Here is an 18,592-nt window from a genome sequence, read left to right on the forward strand (position 1 = left end):
GCATACGTGAGGGATGTCCGCAGAGGTGCCAGTACCCTGCGGGCATGACCTCGCTCACGCCCTTCGACAACATGTCCCCGGTCGCCCAGGCCGCCTACCGGGCCCGCGCCGCGGCCGCCGAAATCGCGCCACTCCCGCGCGCGGCGAAGGACGACGCCCTGCTCGCCGTCGCGGACGCCCTGGAGGTGCGCACGGCCGAGATCGTCGAGGCCAACGCCGAGGACATCGCGCGCGCCCGCGAGGCCGGCACCAGCGAGGCCATCATCGACCGGCTCACCCTCACCCCCGAGCGGGTGCGGGCCATCGCCGAGGACGTCCGTCACGTGGCCGCCCTGCCCGACCCGGTCGGCGAGGTCGTCCGAGGCTCCACCCTCCCCAACGGCATCGACCTGCGCCAGGTCCGCGTCCCGCTCGGCGTCGTCGGCATCATCTACGAGGCCCGGCCCAACGTCACCGTCGACGCCGCCGCCCTCTGCCTCAAGTCCGGCAACGCCGTCCTGCTGCGCGGCTCGTCCTCCGCGTACTCCTCCAACACCGCCCTGGTGAAGGTCCTGCGCGACGCCGTCGGCGGCGCCGGACTGCCCGCCGACGCCATCCAGCTGGTCCCCGGCGAGTCCCGCGACTCGGTGCGCGAGCTGATGCGCGCCCGCGGCCTGGTCGACGTCCTGATCCCGCGCGGCGGCGCCTCCCTGATCAAGACCGTCGTCGAGGAGTCCACCGTCCCGGTCATCGAGACCGGCACCGGCAACTGCCACGTCTACGTCGACGCCCAGGCCGACCTCGACATGGCCGTCGAGATCCTGATCAACTCCAAGGCCCACCGGGTCAGCGTCTGCAACTCCGCCGAGACCCTCCTGGTCCACCAGGACATCGCCGCCGCCTTCCTGCCCCGCGCCCTGGACGCCCTCGCCGAGGCCGGCGTCACCGTCCACGCCGACGAGCGGGTCCTCGCCCACGCCGAGGGCACCAAGGCCACCGTCGTCCCGGCCACCCCCGAGGACTGGGAGACCGAATACCTCTCCTACGACATCGCCGCCGCCGTGGTCGAATCCCTCGACAAGGCCGTCGAGCACATCCGGCTCTGGTCCTCCGGCCACACCGAGGCCATCGTCACCACCTCCCAGGCCGCGGCCCGCCGCTTCACCCAGCTGGTCGACTCGACCACCGTCGCCGTGAACGCCTCCACCCGCTTCACGGACGGCGGACAGTTCGGCTTCGGCGCCGAGATCGGCATCTCCACCCAGAAGCTGCACGCCCGGGGCCCCATGGGCCTTCCGGAGCTCACCTCCACCAAGTACATCGTGACCGGCGACGGTCACGTCCGGTAACCGGAAAGCCGCGTCCGGGGCGGGGACAGTTCGCGCTCTCCCTGCCCAAAACCCCCTCCCAGGTCTACTCTGAACCCGTGCCGGACGACGTGGGGGGCACGCCGTTCCAGGACGGCGAAGACCCTGAGGACTCTGTCGACCGCGGAGGCGTGGACGACTTCGCCACCGTGGTCTTCGACGAGGACTTCGTACGGGCCGCCGCCTTCCACGAACCGACCGCCGTCGAGCGCCTGCTCGCCGCCGCCCAGGCCCGCGCCGAGGCGGAGGCGGCCCGCGCCCGGGCCGTCGCAGGACTCGCCGACGACGAGCTCTACGAGGACGGCTACGACCCGGAGCCGCGCCGCTACGCGGACGGCTACGACCCCGACACCGCCGACGACGACTTCGGCCCCTACGGCCCCCACGGCGGCGCCCTGCGCCCCTACCGGGGCAGCGCCCGCTGGCACCGCCCGGTCGCCTGGGTGCTCGCCCTGGTGATGGGCGTCGGCATGGTCGCCCTCGCCTTCAGCGCGGTCTACCGCGGCGCCTCGGCCAACCGGCAGGACCGCATCCCGCCGCCGGCCACCAGCGGAGTGGACAAGCCCCGGGCCGTCCCGTCCGGCGCCGGCGTGCCCTCCGTGCCGGCCGTCCCGGCCGTGCCCGGCACCCCCTGACCCGCGTCCGCCGGGCATCTTCGGAAGTTGTCCCGCGGCTCGGCGTTTACCGGGGCGTCCACCGACCTACCCTGAAGGTATGGCAGGGCGTGGCGACCCGCCTGAGGGGACCCCCGAGGGGCTCCCCGGCGGTGAGGACGAGTACCGATCCGTCGTCTTCGACGAGGCGTTCGTCCGTGCTGCCCGGCTCCAGGAGTTCTCCGCCCGGGAACGGATGGGCGAGCACGCCCAGGCCGTCAGGTCCCGCTCCTCCTGGGAGGGCCGGAGCGGCTCCCGGCAGGCCCTGATGCTGGTGCTCCTGATCCTGCTCGCCTTCGGCACCGCGGTGTACCTCGGCGTCCGCAACCCGTACCAGCCGCCGGTCGACCAGCAGGCCGAGCCCCTGCGGACCACGGTCGTCCCGCTCGCCCCCCAGGGCCCCGTGACGGGCGGCGAACCCGACCGCCTCTTCGCCCACAGCCCCGCCGCCGAGTACGCCGCCGGCGCCGCCGGGATCAACTTCCCGCTGACCGGGCGCACCCCCCACTTCTCGGAGAGCCAGGTCGTGACCGCCCTCGGCATAGCCAAGGAGTACCTGGTCGCCTCCTCCCTCGAACCCGGCGTCCTCACCGGCGCGACCGTCCGCCCGGCCCGGCTCCTGATCGACCCGGACCAGCTGGAGCAGTTCGACCGGAGCGTCGAGCGGTCCCAGGACGACGGACGGCACGCCGTCGCCGGCTGGCTGGTGCGCTTCGACCCGCACCGGGTCGCCCTGGCCGCCCCCACCGTCCGCGTCCACGGCACCCTGCACGTCGTGGAGATCGACACCGACCTCCTGGAGGTCACGGCGGACCACACCTTCACCTACGCGGTCCGCCCGGCCGGCACCGGCACCGGCCCGACGGCGCAGGCCTCGCTGTTCACGGTCCACCGCGAGCTGCACTTCCGCTTCGACCGCGAGGACCTGCGGATGCACCGCGCGGAGCTGCTCAGCAGCACCGTCCAGGCCGGCCCGCAGGCCTGCGGCGCCGACACCACCGGCTCGCTGCGCCCGCTGCTGGCGGGCGAGCGCACCGACCGGGCCCGCCAGGGCGTGACCGACCCGTACGCCACGGGCCGGCCCGCCGCCTCCTCGCTCTGCGGGACGCTGGCCCCGAGCGCTCAGCCCTCGCTCTGACCGCCCTTGGCCCCCCGGCCGCCGTCGGCGTCACCGTCGGTGCCTCGGCCCGTGCCGCCGTCCGTGCCGCCCTCGGGGCCGCCGTCCGTGCCGTGCCCGCCGCTGTTGCCGCCGCCGAACCGGCCGAACAGCTTGCCGCTCAGGTCCCCCGCGAGGTCCCCGGCGCCGCCGGCTATGTCGTTGACCAGCTTCATCAGCGGATCCTTGCTGCTGCGCACCGTGTCGGCGTAGTGCCGGCCCGACTCGCGGAAGGAGTCGGTCACCGAGGTGTCCTTGTCCTCGGTCCGCTTCGGGTAGTGCCCGTCCATGATCCGCTGGTAGTCGCGGGTCTCGGACCACTTCTTCAGCTCGGCCGCCCGGACGGTGGTGAACGGGTGCGAGCGCGGCAGCACATTGAGGATCTTCAGCACGGAGTCGCGCAGGTCGCCGCCCTTCTCGTACTCGTCGGCCTGGGCGAGGAAGGCGTCCACGTTCATCTCGTGCAGGTGGTTGCCGCCCGCGATCTTCATCAGGCCGCGCATGGAGGCCTGGACGTCCTGTCCCACGAGCAGCCCCGCCCGGTCCGCCGAGAGCTCCGACTTGCGGAACCACTCGCGCAGCGCGGTCACGATCGCCATGATCGCGACGTTGCCCAGCGGGATCCAGGCGACCTTCACGGCCAGGCTGGTGAGGAAGAGCAGGATCGTCCGGTACACGGCGTGGCCCGACAGGGCGTGGCCCACCTCGTGTCCGACGACGGCCCGCATCTCCTCCTCGTCGAGCAGCTCCACCAGGCCGGTGGTGACCACGATGATCGGCTCGTCCAGGCCGATGCACATGGCGTTGGGCTTCGGGTCCTGCGTGACGTACATCGGCGGGACCTTCTCCAGGTCCAGGATGTAACACGCGTCCCGCAGCATGTCGTTGAGGTGGGTGAACTGCGCGTCGCTCACCCGCACGGAGTCGGAGAGGAACAGCAGGCGGAGACTGCGCTCGGGCAGCAGCCCGCTCAGCGCCTTGAAGACGGTGTCGAAGCCGCTCAGCTTGCGCAGCGCGACCAGGGCCGAGCGGTCGGCCGGGTGCTCGTAGGCCCGCGAGGAGATACCGGCGAAGCGCTTGCGTCGGCGCCCCGGAAGGTTCCCGTCATGGTTCTCGGTCATGGATGCCCCCAATTCGTACGAGTCGGTGCTCGTCCCCCTGACGCAACCCAGACTAGGCGAGGGGGCTACCGTGTGCCGGAGCCTGTGGATAACTCGGGCACTGCGGACAACCGAGGAGCACGACCGCCATGACGGACCACGCGACCACCGCCGTCACCACCCTGCTCGCCGCGACGGAGCAGCAGGGCCCCGGCGACACCCTCCGCATCGTGCTGCTCGTCTCGATCGTGGGCGGCGCGCTGCTGGCCTGGTTCCTGCTGCGGGGCTACGGGAGCGGCGCGGACGACGCGCAGGGCGCGGAGGACGGGAACGGCGCCGGCGGCGGCACCGGGACGGACGGGGGCGCGGCGAGCGCCGGGAACGCCGAGACCGCCGGGAACGGGACTGCCGAAAAGGGTGCCGGTGACGCCAACGCCTGAGTCGGCGTGAGCGCGCCGCGACGTCCCGCATACGATGTGCGCGAAGTCTCCGCTCCCATCCCCGATCGAAGGTCCTGCCGAAGATGAGCCTCCACGCCACCGCCGCCAACCTGGTCACGCTCGCGAACGAGGGTGCCGAGCACGGCGGCAACCACGAAAGCCTCAGCCCGTACGTCACGGGTGGCGGCGCCCTCCTCGCGCTGCTGCTTCTGCTCTGGATCACCACCCGCTTCAACCGCGACCGCTGAGCCGAGAGGCCGCTGATCCGGCGTCCGTCGCCGTGCCAGTAGGCTCTGCACGCATGGGAGAGCAGGAAGTGCCTACTGGCGGCCGCGGCAAGCGCCGACTCGGCGTGATGGGCGGAACGTTCGATCCGATCCATCACGGACACCTGGTGGCCGCCAGTGAGGTGGCCGCCCTGTTCCACCTCGACGAGGTGGTGTTCGTGCCGACCGGACAGCCGTGGCAGAAGAGCCACAAGGCCGTGTCGGCGGCCGAGGACCGCTATCTGATGACGGTCATCGCGACCGCCTCCAACCCGCAGTTCTCGGTCAGCCGCATCGACATCGACCGCGGCGGCCCGACGTACACCATCGACACGCTGCGGGACCTGGCTTCCCTCAACAGCGACTCGGACCTCTTCTTCATCACCGGCGCCGACGCGCTGTCGCAGATCCTCACCTGGCGGGACGCCGAGGAGCTGTTCTCGCTCGCCCACTTCATCGGCGTCACCCGTCCGGGCCACGACCTCACCGACGACGGCCTGCCCAAGGGCGGGGTCTCGCTGGTCGAGGTCCCCGCGCTCGCCATCTCGTCCACCGACTGCCGGGCGAGGGTCGCACAGGACGACCCCGTCTGGTACCTGGTCCCGGACGGCGTGGTGCGCTACATCGACAAGCGCCAGCTGTACCGCGGCGAGTGAGTCTCGGGGAGGGGCACCGGTGAACGATCAGCAGAACCCGTACGACCCGTACTATCCGCAGCCGCAGATCATCGGCTACGACGAGTACGGGCAGCCGGTGTACCAGCAGCAGGTCCCGCAGCAGCACTACGACCCGTACGCGCAGCAGCAGCCGCAACAGCACCAGCAGCCGCAGCAGCCGCAGGGCCAGCAGCACTACGGCTACGACCCGTACGGACAGCCGGTCCAGCCGCAGCAGCCCGTCCAGCCGCAGCCGCAGTACGACCCGTACGCCCAGCAGACCTCGTACGACTACCAGCAGTACGACACCGGTCAGCAGGTCCAGCAGCCGCAGCAGCCCGTGCAGCCGGTCCAGTCCCTCGACGTGGACCACACCGGGCAGCAGTGGGCCGTCCGGACCGAGGCCGCCCCCGTCGTGCCGCCGCCCGCCGCCGAGCCGCAGACCCCGTCGCCCGCCCCGCAGGCCGGCGTGCCCGGGCAGCGCCCGGCGCCGGAGGACGACGGGCGCGCGTACCGCACCGAGCAGTTCTCGTTCATCGAGGAGCCCGACGAGGACTCCGAGGACGTCATCGACTGGCTCGCGTTCACCGAGAGCCGCTCCGAGCGGCGCGAGGAGGCCCGGCGCCGCGGCCGCAACCGTGTCGTCGCCCTCGTGGTGGCCCTCGTCCTCGTCGTGGTCGGCGGCGTCGGCTACCTCTGGTTCGCCGGCAAGCTCCCCGGCACCTCCGGCGACGAGCAGAAGCAGAACGCCGCCACCGGGCCGCAGAAGCGCGACACGATCATCGTCCACCTGCACAACACCACCGGCGGCGGCACGTCCACCGCCCTCCTGGTGGACAACACCACCACCAAGCAGGGCACCACCGTCCTGCTGCCCAACACCCTCGCCGTCGCCGACGACGAGGGCTCCACCACCACGCTCGCCAAGTCCGTCGAGGACGACGGCTCCAGCGGCACCCGCGAGGCGGTCGGCAACCTCCTGGGCACGAAGATCACCGGCACCTGGCGGCTCGACACCCCCTATCTGGAGAGCCTCGTCGAGCTCGTCAGCAGCATCGACATCACCACCGACACCGACGTGCCCGGCGCCAAGCCCGGTGCCGAGCCGCTGGTCAAGAAGGGCGAGAACCAGACCCTCAACGGCCGGGCCGCCGTCGCCTACGCCACCTACCGGGCGCCCGGCGAGGCCGAGGCCAAGCAGCTCCAGCGCTTCGGCCAGGTCATGTACGGGGTGCTGCGGAAGATCTCCGACGACCCCCAGGCCGCCACGCTCACCGTCGGCACCCTCGCCCAGATCCTCGACCCCTCGCTGCCGGAGAAGGACCTCGGCGCCTCCCTCGCCAAGCTGGCCGAGCACGCCAAGGTCGGCGACTACAAGACGGCGGTCCTGCCGGTCGAGCCCGACGGCTCGCTCAGCGAGGCCACCGGCGACAGCGTGGTCAAGGACATCCTCGGCGGCAAGGTCTCCGCTCCGGAGCAGGGCGCGGCGACCCGCGTCGCCATCCGGGACGCCAGCGGCTCCGGCGCCACCGAGGCGGCCCGGGTGGTCCTGACCAACGGCGGCTACGTCGTGGTCGGCGGCACCAAGGCCGACGAGCAGGAGAAGTCCCAGGTGATCTACGGCGACGAGGCGCGGAAGGCGGACGCGGTCGAGGTCGCGGCCACCCTCGGTCTGCCCGCCGGATCCGTCACCAAGGGCAAGGCCGCCGGAAACGCCGAGGTCACCGTGGTGCTGGGGCAGGACTACAAGGTTCGCGGAGCCGAACGGTGACCTTCCGTTAATCCTTTTCGGGCCCGTCGGCGGTACGTGAGACCCTTGAGGTGACTCAGACCGCCGACGAAAGCCTGCTTGTGACCGCCACGGACCGCTCCATCGAGCTCGTCACCCTCGCCGCCCAGGCGGCGGCCGACCGACTCGCGCACGACATCATCGCTTACGACGTCAGCGATGTGCTGTCGATCACCGACGCCTTCCTGCTCGCCTCCGCCCCCAACGACCGCCAGGTCAAGTCGATCGTCGACGAGATCGAGGAGCGCCTGAACAAGGAGCTCGGCGCCAAGCCGGTGCGCCGGGAGGGCGACCGCGACGCCCGCTGGATCCTCCTCGACTACGTCGACATCGTCGTCCACGTCCAGCACAGCGAGGAGCGTGTCTTCTACGCCCTCGAGCGGCTGTGGAAGGACTGCCCCGAGATCGCGCTCCCCGAGGACGCCGTGCAGACCCGCGGCAAGGCCGAGGAGCACGCCCGTCTCATGGGCACCGACGGGGCGGACGGTGAGCTGAGCTGACCGGCGGCAAGGGCGGCACGGGCCGCCGCATCGTCCTGTGGCGGCACGGCCAGACCTCCTGGAACCTGGAGCGCCGCTTCCAGGGGTCCACGGACATCGAGCTGACCGAGACCGGCGTCGCCCAGGCGCGTCGGGCCGCCCGGCTGCTCGCCGCCCTGGAGCCCGACGCCATCGTCGCCTCCGACCTGAAGCGGGCGGCGGCCACGGCCGCCGAGCTCTCCGCGATCACGGGTCATGTGGTCGCCCATGACTCCGCCCTGCGGGAGACCTACGCGGGGGAGTGGCAGGGGCTGACCCACGACGAGATCACCTCGCGCTACGGCGAGCAGTACGCCGCCTGGAAGCGGGGCGAACCGGTGCGCCGCGGTGGCGGCGAGCTGGAGACCGAGGTGGCCGACCGGGCCGCCCCGGTGGTCCTGGAGCACGCCGATAAGCTGCCCGAGGACGGCACGCTCGTCGTGGTCAGCCACGGCGGCACCATCCGCACCACCATCGGCCGGCTGCTCGGTCTGGAGGCCCAGCACTGGGAGAGCCTTGGCGGGCTCTCGAACTGCTGCTGGTCCGTCCTCGGCGAGGGCGCGCGGGGCTGGCGCCTCATGGAGCACAACGCCGGCACGCTGCCCGAGCCCGTGCTCGGCGACGACGACTGAGCCCGGCCCGGGCCCCGCAGACCCCGGATTTCACTTTCCGGTAGGTCTCAGGCTAGAGTTCTTCTTGTTCGCAGCGCAGAGCGCGAAGAACACGAGGGGCTATAGCTCAGTTGGTAGAGCACTTGCATGGCATGCAAGGGGTCAGGAGTTCAAATCTCCTTAGCTCCACAATCCTCGAATCCCGTCCCCACAAGGGGGCGGGATTCGTCGTTTCCCGCCCCTCGTCGGATTCCGCCGGCCTTCCCGCGGATTCCGCCGGCTCCGCCGGACGCCATCGGCCTCCTGCGGCCTCCGCCGGGTCAGGCGCCTTCGCACAGCGCGCCGATGGCGCGACGGCTCGCCTCGTCGTTCGGCGTGTAGGTGACGATCCGGCACCCCGGCATCCCGTTGATGGAGAGCGACACCGAGGTCATCCGTATCTCGCCCACCGCCTGGTGCCGGAAGCTCTTCACCCGGGTGCCCGGCGGCAGGACGTCGCCGCTGCGCCACAGCTCCGCGAAGTACGGGCTGGCCTCCGACAGGCACCGGACGAGCTCCTCCCAGGCGGGCTCGCCGACATGGCGCCCGTACGAACCCCGCAGCTGGGCCACCATCAGGGGCAGCTCCAGCCGCTTGTCGACCAGGGGGCACTCCAGGTCGGGCATCGTGAACAGGCTCCACAGCACGTTCCGTATCCCGCCGGGGCCGGGCTCCCGGGTGAGTGCCTCGACGTCGAACAGCAGGTCGTACGTCGTGTTCGTCGCCAGCACGTCGTACCGCGCGTTGTAGACGACCGCGGGCTGGGGCGCCAGGGCGTCCAGGACGCCCTGGATCTCCGGGCTGACGCCCGCCGCGTCCTCGGTGGCCGTCTCCGGCTCGTACGGCACCTCCGCCAGGTGGTAGAGGTGCTCGCGCTCGGGCCGGTCCAGGCGCAGGGTGCGGGCCACCGCGTCGAGGACCTGGGCCGAGGCGTTGATCGGACGGCCCTGCTCCAACCACGTGTACCAGGTCACGCCCACGCCCGAGAGCTGGGCCACCTCCTCCCGGCGCAGGCCCGGCGTGCGCCGCCGCAGGCCGGGGGCCATGCCCACGTCCTCCGGTGTCACCCGCGCCCGGCGGGCGCGCAGGAAGGCGGCCAGCTCCGGTCTGCGGCGCTGTTGGATCGCTGCCAACGTCGTCACACCCCCATGGTCGAGTCCCCGTGCCGCCGTTGCCAGGTGCTGCCGGTACCAGCATCGGCGGGCTCTCGTCACCCGTATCGGACCGGCGTCACGCTGCTCGTATGACGACGACCACAACACGTCCCGTACTCAGTAAAGACGGTGGCACCGACAATCGTCGCGGTCCGCTGCTCGCCGTCGTGCTCGCCGCCCAGTTCATGGCGCTCCTCGACGTCTTCATCGTCAACGTCGCCGCCCCCACCATCCGCCTCGAACTCGCCGCCTCCGGCGCCGGAATCCAGCTGGTCGTCGCCGGATACGCCATCGCCTACGCCGTGTTGCTCATCACCGGGGCCCGCCTCGGCGACCTGGCGGGCCACCGGCGCATGTACCTCGTGGGCCTCGCCCTCTTCACCGCCGCCTCGCTCGCCTGCGGACTGGCCGCCGGCACCGGGCAGTTGATCGCCTTCAGGATCGCCCAGGGCGCGGGATCGGCGCTCATGATCCCGCAGGTGCTCAGCCTCATCCAGCGCAACTTCACCGGGGAGGCCCGGGTCCGGGCGCTCGGCGCCTACGCGGCCGTCCTCGCCACCGGCGCCGCGGCCGGCCAGGTCGCCGGCGGCCTCCTGGTCAGCGCCGACCTGTTCGGCACCGGCTGGCGGCCGGTCTTCCTGGTCAACGTGCCCATCGGGCTGGCCCTGCTCCTCCTCGGCGCCAAGGTGCTGCCCCGCGACGCGCGCACCGCGCCCGGGCGGGCCCGCTCCCTCGACCTGCCGGGGCTGCTCCTGCTGGCCGCCACCGTGTCCCTGCTCACCGTCCCGCTCGTCCTGGGCCAGGAGGCGGACTGGCCGCTGTGGACCTGGCTCTCGCTGGGCGGCTCCGCGCTCTTCCTGGCCGCCTTCGGGGCGTACGAGGCCCGGCTGGCCCGGCGCGGCGGCGCCCCGCTCATCGCCCCCCGGGTCCTGCGGATCCCGGGCATCGGGCGGGCCGCGCTGCGGATCGCCGCGGTCATGGCCGTCAACGCGGGCTTCCTGTTCACCCTCACCCTGCACCTGCAGGGCGCGCTCGGGCACAGCGCCCTGCGGGCCGGGCTCACCTTCGCGCCGACCGCCGCCGTCTTCGGCCTCGTGGGCCTCACCTGGCGGCGCTGGCCGGCCGCCTGGCAGCGCTTCCTCGTCCCGTGCGGCTTCCTGCTGACGGCCGTCGCCGCGCTCGCCGTCGGCGGCGTCCTGGCGGACGGCGGCGACGGCGGCCGGGAGCTCTACCCGGTGCTGTGCGCGATGGGCGCCGGGCTCGCGCTGGCCTTCAGCCCGGCCCTGACCGGCGCGCTCGCGACCGTACGGCCCGAGGACGCGGCCGACGCCAGCGGGCTGCTCGCCACCGTCACCCAGCTCGGGCAGCTGATCGGGGTCGCCGCCTTCGGCAGCCTCTACTTCGGCGGGATCACCGCACCGGGGGCGCGCGCGTCGGCGGACGCGCTCTGGTTGTGCGCCGTCGCGCTGGCCGCGACGGCGATCACGGGCGCCGCCACCGGTCTCGTCCGCAGACGGCGCTGACCACCTTGCGGGGCCATGGCAGAATCGGACCGCCGGAGGGGACGTGGGTCCGGGCGGGAGGGAGCGCGCATGGCCGTGGACGGTGCCGAGGTGACCGAAGCCGATGCCGTCGCGGAACCAGCCGCGCCCCGTGCGTGTACGTCCCGCCGCGACCGGAGCTGACCGATGGGTGCACACAGGCGGAAGTGCGACTGGTGCGGCAGCGGCACGCCCATCGTCCGGGACATGGACCCGGTCAATCCCGAGTTCCAGTACTGGTGCGAGGAATGCGCGCGGGCGCTGATCATAAAAGGCGACCCGATCGAGACCTACCGTGAGCTCGAAGGGGAGCCGATCTACGGCCGGCTCCTCGACGAACACTGCACCCTCAAGCGCTTCTACTCCTTCGCGACGGCCTGAGCCGACGCCCGCGGAGCCCCGTGGGCCGAGGGAGCCGCGGGGGCCTCGTGGGCCTCACGGGCCGTGGGCGCCGAGGACTCCTCACGGGCCGGGCGCCGACCGCCGGCCGCCCGGCGCCGCAGCGCGATCGCATAACCGGCGAACACCGCCGTGGCCGTCAGCGGATAGACCGCGGAGAGCAGCATCTGGCCCGCGTTCTGGTCCAGTTCGGGACGGCCCGGGTCGTGCGGCACCCACCAGAGCGCGAACGAGGCGAAGGCCAGCGCCACCGCTCCCGTCACCGGCCAGAAGCGCGTGGTCCGGTCGTACAGCAGGATCAGCAGCGGCACGCACCACACCCAGTGGTGGGACCAGGAGATCGGGCTGATCATCAGCGCCGTGAAGGCGGTCACGACCACGGCCACCGCCCTGTCGCCGCGCACCGCCGCCCGGACCGCCAGCACCATCGCCGCGCCGCCCAGCAGGGCGGCCGCCGCCACCCACCACAGGCCCGGCGCGTCGGTGTGCATCAGCCGGGCCAGGACCCCGCTGATCGACTGGTTGGCGGTCTCCTCGGCGTGACCGACCCGGCCCGTCTCGAACAGGGTCTGCGTCCAGAACTTCTTCGAGTCGGCGGGCAGGGCCAGCGCCATCGTGAGCGTCGTCACCAGGAAGACCCCGGTCGCCGTCAGCGCCGTCCGCAGCCACTGGTTCAGGTTCCGGTCCCGGCGCCACAGCAGCAGTCCCGCGGCGAGCAGCAGGACCACGAAGAGGCCCGGGGTGAGCTTCACCGCGGTCGCGAGCCCGATGCCCAGCCCGGCCCAGCGGCTGCCCTCGCGCCGGGTGAGGTCCCACAGCACCGCCACCGCGACGAGCAGGTTGATCTGCCCGTACCGCAGCGTCGTCCACACCGGCTCGCACCAGACCACGATCGCGGCGACCCACAGGGTCGTGCGCCACAGCTCGGCGCGGGACCCCGCGCGGGACAGCGCCGGGCGGACCAGCTGGAGCGACAGCTGGACCAGCGCCACCACCAGGAGCAGGTTCCCCGCGGTGGTGAGCGTCCGCATCAGCGGGACGCTCACGAGCGTCAGCGGCAGGAAGAGCACGGCCGCGAACGGCGGATAGGTCATGGCGAGGTTCGCCGACGTGGCCCGCATCGCGTACAGGTCGCCGCCGGCCCGCAGCGTCTCGCCCTCGGCCCGGTAGACCATCACGTCGAGCATGTTCACGTGGGCGAGGCGCTGCGCCACCCAGAAGGCCGCGAACGAGAGCAGGCAGACGGTGGCGGCGGTGGCCAGGGGCCATCGGCGGGCGGGGGATCGGGCAAGCACGGACTGGGTCACAGGGGGCGACCCTACCCGCAGGGCCCGGACCTGCCGGGAACCGATTTGGCGATCTGGCGAGGAGCCGGTTAATGTTCTGTCTGTCGCCGCGAGGGAAACGGAAACGGAAACCGAAGCGGGGATGAACGACAAGGGGCTATAGCTCAGTTGGTAGAGCACTTGCATGGCATGCAAGGGGTCAGGAGTTCAAATCTCCTTAGCTCCACAGAAAAGAAGCGGGTCATCCGGATCGGATGGCCCGCTTTCTTTATGTGCCGGCCCGCCCCCTGGAACGTCGATGCGGCCCGCGCAGGCGCTGCGGTACCCTGGCGCCATGCGTGCCGTACGCCTTCTGCTTAGCGAGCCGCGCTGATCAGTCCCGACGGATGAAGATCCGGTCGGCATCGGCGCGGCGCCCCCTCCTGTGCGAGGGGTTTTTTCGTTTCGTGGCAGTTGCTGGCAGTGGGCAGAGACGATCGATGGAGCTTCAAGGATCATGACCGAGATCAACACGGCTGCCGAGACGGCGGCCCAGCATCGCTACACGGCGGCCATGGCCGCCGACATCGAGGCACGCTGGCAGGACGCCTGGGACGCCGAGGGCACCTACGAGGCCCCGAACCCCACCGGTGACCTGGCCGGGGACGCGGCCGTCGTGGCCCGCCCCAAGAAGTTCATCATGGACATGTTCCCGTACCCCTCCGGCGCGGGCCTCCACGTCGGCCACCCCCTGGGGTACATCGCCACCGACGTCTTCGCCCGTCACGCGCGCATGACCGGGCACAACGTCCTCCACACCCTGGGCTTCGACGCCTTCGGCCTGCCGGCCGAGCAGTACGCCGTGCAGACCGGCACGCACCCGCGCGTGTCGACCGAGGCCAACATGGAGAACATGAAGGTCCAGCTGCGCCGGCTGGGCCTGGGTCACGACAAGCGCCGGTCGTTCGCCACGATCGACCCGGAGTACTACCGCTGGACCCAGTGGATCTTCCTGCAGATCTTCAACTCCTGGTACGACACGGACGCCGCGAAGGCCCGCCCGATCGCCGAGCTGGTCGAGCAGTTCGAGAACGGCACCCGCGAGGTCCCCGGCGGCCGTGACTGGAACGCCCTGAGCGCCGTCGAGCGCGCCGACGTCCTGGGCGAGTACCGCCTGGCGTACGCCTCCGACGCCCCGGTCAACTGGTGCCCCGGCCTGGGCACCGTGCTGGCCAACGAGGAGGTCACCGCCGACGGCCGTTCCGAGCGCGGCAACTTCCCCGTCTTCAAGTCCAAGCTGCGCCAGTGGAACATGCGCATCACCGCCTACGCGGACCGCCTGCTGGACGACCTGGACGCGCTGGACTGGCCCGAGGCCATCAAGCTGCAGCAGCGCAACTGGATCGGCCGCTCCGAGGGCGCCCGCGTCGACTTCCAGGTCGGCGAGGCCGGTGCCATCACCGTCTTCACCACCCGCCAGGACACCCTGTTCGGCGCCACCTACATGGTGCTGGCCCCCGAGCACGAGCTGGTCGAGAAGATCGTCCCGGCAGCCTGGCCCGAGGGCACCCACGCCGTGTGGACCGGCGGCCACGCCACCCCGGCCGAGGCCGTCGACGCCTACCGCAAGCAGGCCGCCTCCAAGTCCGACGTCGAGCGTCAGGCCGAGGCCAAGGAGAAGACCGGCGTCTTCACCGGCGCGTACGCGACCAACCCGGTCAGCGGCGAGCAGGTCCCCGTCTTCATCGCCGACTACGTCCTGATGGGCTACGGAACCGGCGCGATCATGGCCGTCCCGGCGCACGACGGCCGCGACTTCGCCTTCGCGCGCGCCTTCGAGCTGCCGATGCGCTGCGTGGTGGAGCCCTCCGACGGCCGCGGCACCGACCCGGCCACGTGGGACGACGCCTTCTCCTCCTACGAGGCGAAGCTGGTCAACTCCTCCAACGAGGACGTGGCGCTGGACGGCCTGGGCGTCGTCGAGGCCAAGGAGCGGATCACCGCCTGGCTGGCCGACCGCGGCATCGGCGAGGGCACCGTCAACTTCCGCCTGCGCGACTGGCTGTTCAGCCGCCAGCGCTACTGGGGCGAGCCCTTCCCGATCGTCTACGACGAGGACGGCGTCGCCCACGCGCTGCCCGAGTCCATGCTGCCGCTGGAGCTGCCGGAGGTCGAGGACTACTCGCCGCGCACCTTCGACCCCGAGGACGCGGACACCCAGCCGGAGACCCCGCTGTCGCGCAACGAGGACTGGGTCCACGTGACCCTGGACCTGGGCGACGGGGCCGGCCCGAAGAAGTACCGCCGCGAGACCAACACCATGCCCAACTGGGCCGGTTCCTGCTGGTACGAGCTGCGCTACCTGGACCCGCACAACGACGAGAAGCTGGTCGACCCGGCCGTCGAGCAGTACTGGATGGGTCCGCGCGAGGGCATGCCCACCGGCGGCGTCGACCTGTACGTCGGCGGTGCCGAGCACGCCGTGCTGCACCTGCTGTACGCCCGCTTCTGGTCCAAGATGCTGTTCGACCTGGGCCACGTGTCCTCGGCCGAGCCCTTCCACAAGCTGTACAACCAGGGCATGATCCAGGCCTTCGTGTACCGGGACGCCCGCGGCATCGCGGTCCCGGCCGCCGAGGTCGAGGAGCGCGACGGCGCGTTCTGGTACGAGGGCGAGAAGGTCAGCCGCGTCCTGGGCAAGATGGGCAAGTCCCTGAAGAACGCGGTCACCCCGGACGAGATCTGCGTCGAGTACGGTGCCGACACCCTGCGCCTGTACGAGATGGCCATGGGCCCCCTGGACGTCTCCCGTCCGTGGGACACCCGCGCCGTGGTCGGCCAGTACCGGCTGCTGCAGCGGCTGTGGCGCAACATCGTCGACGAGTCGACCGGCGAGGCCACCGTCGTGGACGAGCCCGCCGACGAGGACACCCTGCGCGCCCTGCACAAGGCCATCGACGGTGTCTCGCAGGACATGGCCGGGATGCGCTTCAACACGGCCATCGCCAAGATCACCGAGCTGAACAACCACCTGACCAAGTCCGGTGGCGCGCTGTCCCGCCCGGTCGCCGAGCAGCTGGTGCTGCTGGTCGCCCCGCTGGCCCCGCACATCGCCGAGGAGCTGTGGCACCGCCTGGGCCACGGCGACTCGGTCGTCCACCAGGACTTCCCGGTCGCCGACCCGGCGTACGTCGTCGACGAGACCGTGACCTGCGTCGTGCAGATCAAGGGCAAGGTCAAGGCCCGCCTCGAGGTCTCCCCGTCGATCACCGACGCGGAGCTGGAGGCCCTGGCGCTGGGCGACGCGCACGTGGTCGCCGCGCTGGGCGGTGCGGAGATCCGCAAGGTGATCGTCCGCGCGCCGAAGCTGGTCAACATCGTCGCCTGACGCGCGGCGTGTGATGCACGGCGTGTGATGCACGGCCTGTGATGCACGGCGCCTGATGCACGGCGTCCCCTAGGGGGATGCTGGGGGCAGGTTGGGGGTTCCGATGGAACCCCCGGCCTGCCCTTTCCGTTTACCGTGGAAGAACCACAAGCGAAGGCGGAGGGGCGAGGCACATGGAAGCCGCGATCACGATCATGGCGCTGCTCTTCGTCGCCTTCGTGGCGCTGGGGGTCTACGCCACGGTGAAGGTGGCCAAGGCGGCCAAGCGCGGGGTCGACCGCACGATCGACCAGGCCCGGCGCACGGTCGAGGACACGACCCTGCGGGCCAAGAGCTTCGGCCAGACCGGCACCGCGGGCGAGCTGGCGCAGCTGCGCCTCTCGCTGCGGACCTCGATGCGGGCCACCCAGGACGCGCTGCAGGCGGGCGTCGCCGAGGACGCCTCCCTCAAGGAGTCCCTGGACCTGTTCCAGCGGCTGAGCACGCACGGGCGCGAGCTGGACGAGGACCTCAAGCGGCTCGAACGGGAGCCGGACAAGGCGCGGGTCCGGGACCAGCTGGGGGAGCTCCGCCGGCGCACGGAGCAGATCACCCACTCCGCCGACTCGCTGCGCTGGGCGGCCAGGGACCGGGCCCACCGGTTCGCCGAGGACGAGCTGTCCTCGCTGAGCGCCCAGATCGACATGGAGGCCGGTGCCCTGCGCCACTGGACGGGCTCCGACACCGGGGCCGCGGGCGGTGGGGCGGCCGGGAGCACGGCGGGCGCGGCCGGGTTCTCGTGGCCCGAGGCGGGGGCTCCGGCGGCCGCCGCCGAGCAGGGGCGGAGCTGGGCGGGAGCCGAGTCCGCGGCGCCCGGGCGGCCGCAGGCGATCACCGGCCCCGACCCGCTGCGGACGCCCTATCCGTGGGAGAAGACGAGCCGGCCGGAGACCACCACCTGAGAGCGGTGGGGGCCGGGCTGCCGTGCCGCGGCCCCTGCGGGTAACCTCCCGCTCATGTCCCGGCATGTCGCGATCGTCACCGATTCCACGGCCTACCTGCCACCCCAGACGATGGAGCGGCACGCCATCACCTCCGTCCCGCTCACCGTGGTCATCGGCGACCGCGCGCTGGAGGAGGGCACCGAGATCTCCGCCCGTTCCCTCGCCGAGGCGCTGCAGAAGCGCCGTTCGGTGACCACCTCGCGGCCCGGCCCCGAGGTCTTCGCCGCGGCCTACCGCACGGCCGCCGAGGCGGGGGCCCGCGGCATCGTCTCGCTGCACCTGTCCGCCGAGTTCTCCGGTACCTACGACGCCGCCGTGGTGGCCGCCAAGGACGCCCCCGTGCCGGTACGGGTCGTCGACACCCGGATGGTCGGGATGGCGCTCGGCTTCTGCGCCCTGGCCGCGGCCGAGGTCGCCGACGCGGGCGGCTCGCTCGACGAGGCCGTCGCGGCGGCCGAGAAGCGGGCCGAGGGGACCTCCGCGTTCTTCTACGTCGACACCCTCGACTACCTGCGCCGCGGCGGGCGCATCGGGGCGGCGCAGGCGCTGCTCGGATCCGCGCTGGCCGTGAAGCCGCTGCTCGAACTGGACGGCGGGCGGATCGAGCTGCGCGAGAAGGTGCGCACGGCCTCGAAGGCGATCGCCCGGCTGGAGGAGATCGCCGTCGAGCGGGCCGGCGCCGGACCCGTCGACATCGCCGTCCACCACCTCGCCGCCCCCGACCGCGCCGCCGCGCTGGCCGAGCGGCTGCGCGGCAGGCTGCCCGCCATCGAGGACCTGGAGGTCAGCGAGGTGGGCGCGGTGATCGGCGCACACACCGGGCCGGGCCTGCTCGCGGTGGTCGTCTCTCCACGCTGACGGTTCCCGCCGCGTCCGGTATCCCCCGTCCGAGTGGCGAGGTTTTCCCCAACCGGACCGTTTTCCCCGGGAATCGGGGCGTCTCGGCGAGATCCGAGGAATCTGCCTACCGTCTCGTCCATGACTCTTCGCACACACATCGCAACGACCCGTCGGCGTGCACGCGGCGCCGTGGCCACGAGCGGTCCCGGCCGGCCGCCCGGCTCGGACGGGAGGGCCCGGCGGCGGACCCGGGCGAGGCACGCGGCGGGGGCTCCGGGAGGGCCTCCGGGAGCGGCTGCGGGAGGGCCTCCGGGAGGGGTACGGCTCCGGGGCGACGCGCTGTTCCCGGCGGCGGAGCCCCCGGCCGTCCCCACGCCTCCGCCACCACCTCCGCCGCCTCCGCCCCCACCCTCGCCGGCACGGCGACCGGAGCCGCCTCGACGGAGGG

The 18,592-nt window shown here is 72.3% G+C and carries 17 protein-coding genes and 2 tRNA genes; 16 read left to right on the forward strand and 3 right to left on the reverse strand.

The window, feature by feature from the left end:
• Positions 1-44 precede the first annotated feature (44 nt).
• The 3 genes from ABD981_RS26505 to ABD981_RS26515 all read left to right on the forward strand — a co-directional run bounded on the left by ABD981_RS26505 (position 45) and on the right by ABD981_RS26515 (position 3,137).
• Complete coding sequence (locus tag ABD981_RS26505) at positions 45-1,328, forward strand: glutamate-5-semialdehyde dehydrogenase (RefSeq protein ID WP_046905617.1); 1,284 nt, start codon at positions 45-47, stop codon at positions 1,326-1,328.
• A gap of 77 nt (positions 1,329-1,405) precedes the next feature.
• Positions 1,406-1,981 carry an SCO2584 family spore wall biosynthesis protein gene (locus ABD981_RS26510; RefSeq protein ID WP_046905618.1) on the forward strand — a complete coding sequence of 192 codons (576 nt, stop codon included), beginning with the start codon at positions 1,406-1,408 and terminating at the stop codon, positions 1,979-1,981.
• Between the two features lie 79 nt (positions 1,982-2,060).
• Positions 2,061-3,137, forward strand: coding sequence for an SCO2583 family membrane protein (locus tag ABD981_RS26515; protein WP_046905619.1), 1,077 nt, complete (start codon positions 2,061-2,063; stop codon positions 3,135-3,137).
• Here the strand turns inward: ABD981_RS26515 and ABD981_RS26520 are convergent.
• Positions 3,122-4,276, reverse strand: a complete 1,155-nt coding sequence (locus ABD981_RS26520) for a M48 family metallopeptidase (RefSeq protein ID WP_046905620.1) — start codon at positions 4,274-4,276, stop codon at positions 3,122-3,124. The two genes, ABD981_RS26515 and ABD981_RS26520, sit on opposite strands and share 16 nt — an antisense overlap.
• Before the next feature lie 128 nt (positions 4,277-4,404).
• On the opposite strand from ABD981_RS26520, the gene ABD981_RS26525 reads away from it, so the two are divergent.
• The 7 genes from ABD981_RS26525 to ABD981_RS26555 all read left to right on the forward strand — a co-directional run bounded on the left by ABD981_RS26525 (position 4,405) and on the right by ABD981_RS26555 (position 8,724).
• The gene (locus ABD981_RS26525) at positions 4,405-4,695 is read left to right on the forward strand and encodes a hypothetical protein (RefSeq protein ID WP_046905621.1); all 291 of its coding nucleotides are present in this window, start codon (positions 4,405-4,407) and stop codon (positions 4,693-4,695) included.
• Positions 4,696-4,778: 83 nt separating this feature from the next.
• Complete coding sequence (locus tag ABD981_RS26530; protein ID WP_046905622.1) at positions 4,779-4,943, forward strand: hypothetical protein; 165 nt, start codon at positions 4,779-4,781, stop codon at positions 4,941-4,943.
• A 53-nt stretch (positions 4,944-4,996) separates the two neighbouring features.
• Positions 4,997-5,617 carry a nicotinate-nucleotide adenylyltransferase gene (nadD, locus tag ABD981_RS26535; RefSeq protein WP_046905623.1) on the forward strand — a complete coding sequence of 207 codons (621 nt, stop codon included), beginning with the start codon at positions 4,997-4,999 and terminating at the stop codon, positions 5,615-5,617.
• Between the two features lie 19 nt (positions 5,618-5,636).
• Complete coding sequence (locus tag ABD981_RS26540) at positions 5,637-7,388, forward strand: LCP family protein (protein ID WP_046905624.1); 1,752 nt, start codon at positions 5,637-5,639, stop codon at positions 7,386-7,388.
• A 50-nt stretch (positions 7,389-7,438) separates the two neighbouring features.
• Positions 7,439-7,906 carry a ribosome silencing factor gene (gene rsfS / locus ABD981_RS26545; protein ID WP_205628098.1) on the forward strand — a complete coding sequence of 156 codons (468 nt, stop codon included), beginning with the start codon at positions 7,439-7,441 and terminating at the stop codon, positions 7,904-7,906.
• On the forward strand, positions 7,903-8,556 hold the full coding sequence (locus ABD981_RS26550; RefSeq protein WP_046905626.1) for a histidine phosphatase family protein: 654 nt from the start codon (positions 7,903-7,905) through the stop codon (positions 8,554-8,556). Before rsfS ends, ABD981_RS26550 begins: the two co-directional genes overlap by 4 nt.
• 95 nt (positions 8,557-8,651) lie before the next feature.
• Positions 8,652-8,724, forward strand: a tRNA-Ala gene (locus tag ABD981_RS26555).
• A gap of 131 nt (positions 8,725-8,855) precedes the next feature.
• Here the strand turns inward: ABD981_RS26555 and ABD981_RS26560 are convergent.
• A complete protein-coding gene (locus ABD981_RS26560; protein WP_123954102.1) occupies positions 8,856-9,716 on the reverse strand; it encodes a helix-turn-helix transcriptional regulator in 861 nt (286 codons plus the stop codon).
• 101 nt (positions 9,717-9,817) lie between these two features.
• On the opposite strand from ABD981_RS26560, the gene ABD981_RS26565 reads away from it, so the two are divergent.
• Positions 9,818-11,251 (forward strand): MFS transporter, encoded by a 1,434-nt coding sequence (locus ABD981_RS26565; RefSeq protein ID WP_205628099.1) that lies wholly within the window; start codon positions 9,818-9,820, stop codon positions 11,249-11,251.
• A gap of 165 nt (positions 11,252-11,416) precedes the next feature.
• Complete coding sequence (locus ABD981_RS26570) at positions 11,417-11,650, forward strand: hypothetical protein (RefSeq protein ID WP_005317760.1); 234 nt, start codon at positions 11,417-11,419, stop codon at positions 11,648-11,650.
• On the opposite strand, the gene ABD981_RS26575 is transcribed toward ABD981_RS26570, so the two are convergent.
• Positions 11,629-12,975: a glycosyltransferase 87 family protein gene (locus ABD981_RS26575; protein WP_046905628.1), complete on the reverse strand. Its 1,347-nt coding sequence runs from the start codon at positions 12,973-12,975 to the stop codon at positions 11,629-11,631. The genes ABD981_RS26570 and ABD981_RS26575 overlap by 22 nt on opposite strands.
• Before the next feature lie 132 nt (positions 12,976-13,107).
• Between ABD981_RS26575 and ABD981_RS26580 the strand changes: the two genes are divergently transcribed.
• From ABD981_RS26580 to ABD981_RS26595, 4 genes are all read left to right on the forward strand, one after another.
• Positions 13,108-13,180, forward strand: a tRNA-Ala gene (locus ABD981_RS26580).
• A gap of 270 nt (positions 13,181-13,450) precedes the next feature.
• A complete protein-coding gene (leuS, locus tag ABD981_RS26585; protein ID WP_046905629.1) occupies positions 13,451-16,321 on the forward strand; it encodes a leucine--tRNA ligase in 2,871 nt (956 codons plus the stop codon).
• 173 nt (positions 16,322-16,494) lie between these two features.
• Positions 16,495-17,262: a hypothetical protein gene (locus ABD981_RS26590; protein WP_046905630.1), complete on the forward strand. Its 768-nt coding sequence runs from the start codon at positions 16,495-16,497 to the stop codon at positions 17,260-17,262.
• Positions 17,263-17,316: 54 nt separating this feature from the next.
• Positions 17,317-18,162 carry a DegV family protein gene (locus ABD981_RS26595; RefSeq protein WP_046905631.1) on the forward strand — a complete coding sequence of 282 codons (846 nt, stop codon included), beginning with the start codon at positions 17,317-17,319 and terminating at the stop codon, positions 18,160-18,162.
• Positions 18,163-18,592 lie beyond the last annotated feature (430 nt).

The organism is Streptomyces showdoensis (genome assembly GCF_039535475.1).
GTDB classification, from domain to species: domain Bacteria; phylum Actinomycetota; class Actinomycetes; order Streptomycetales; family Streptomycetaceae; genus Streptomyces; species Streptomyces showdoensis.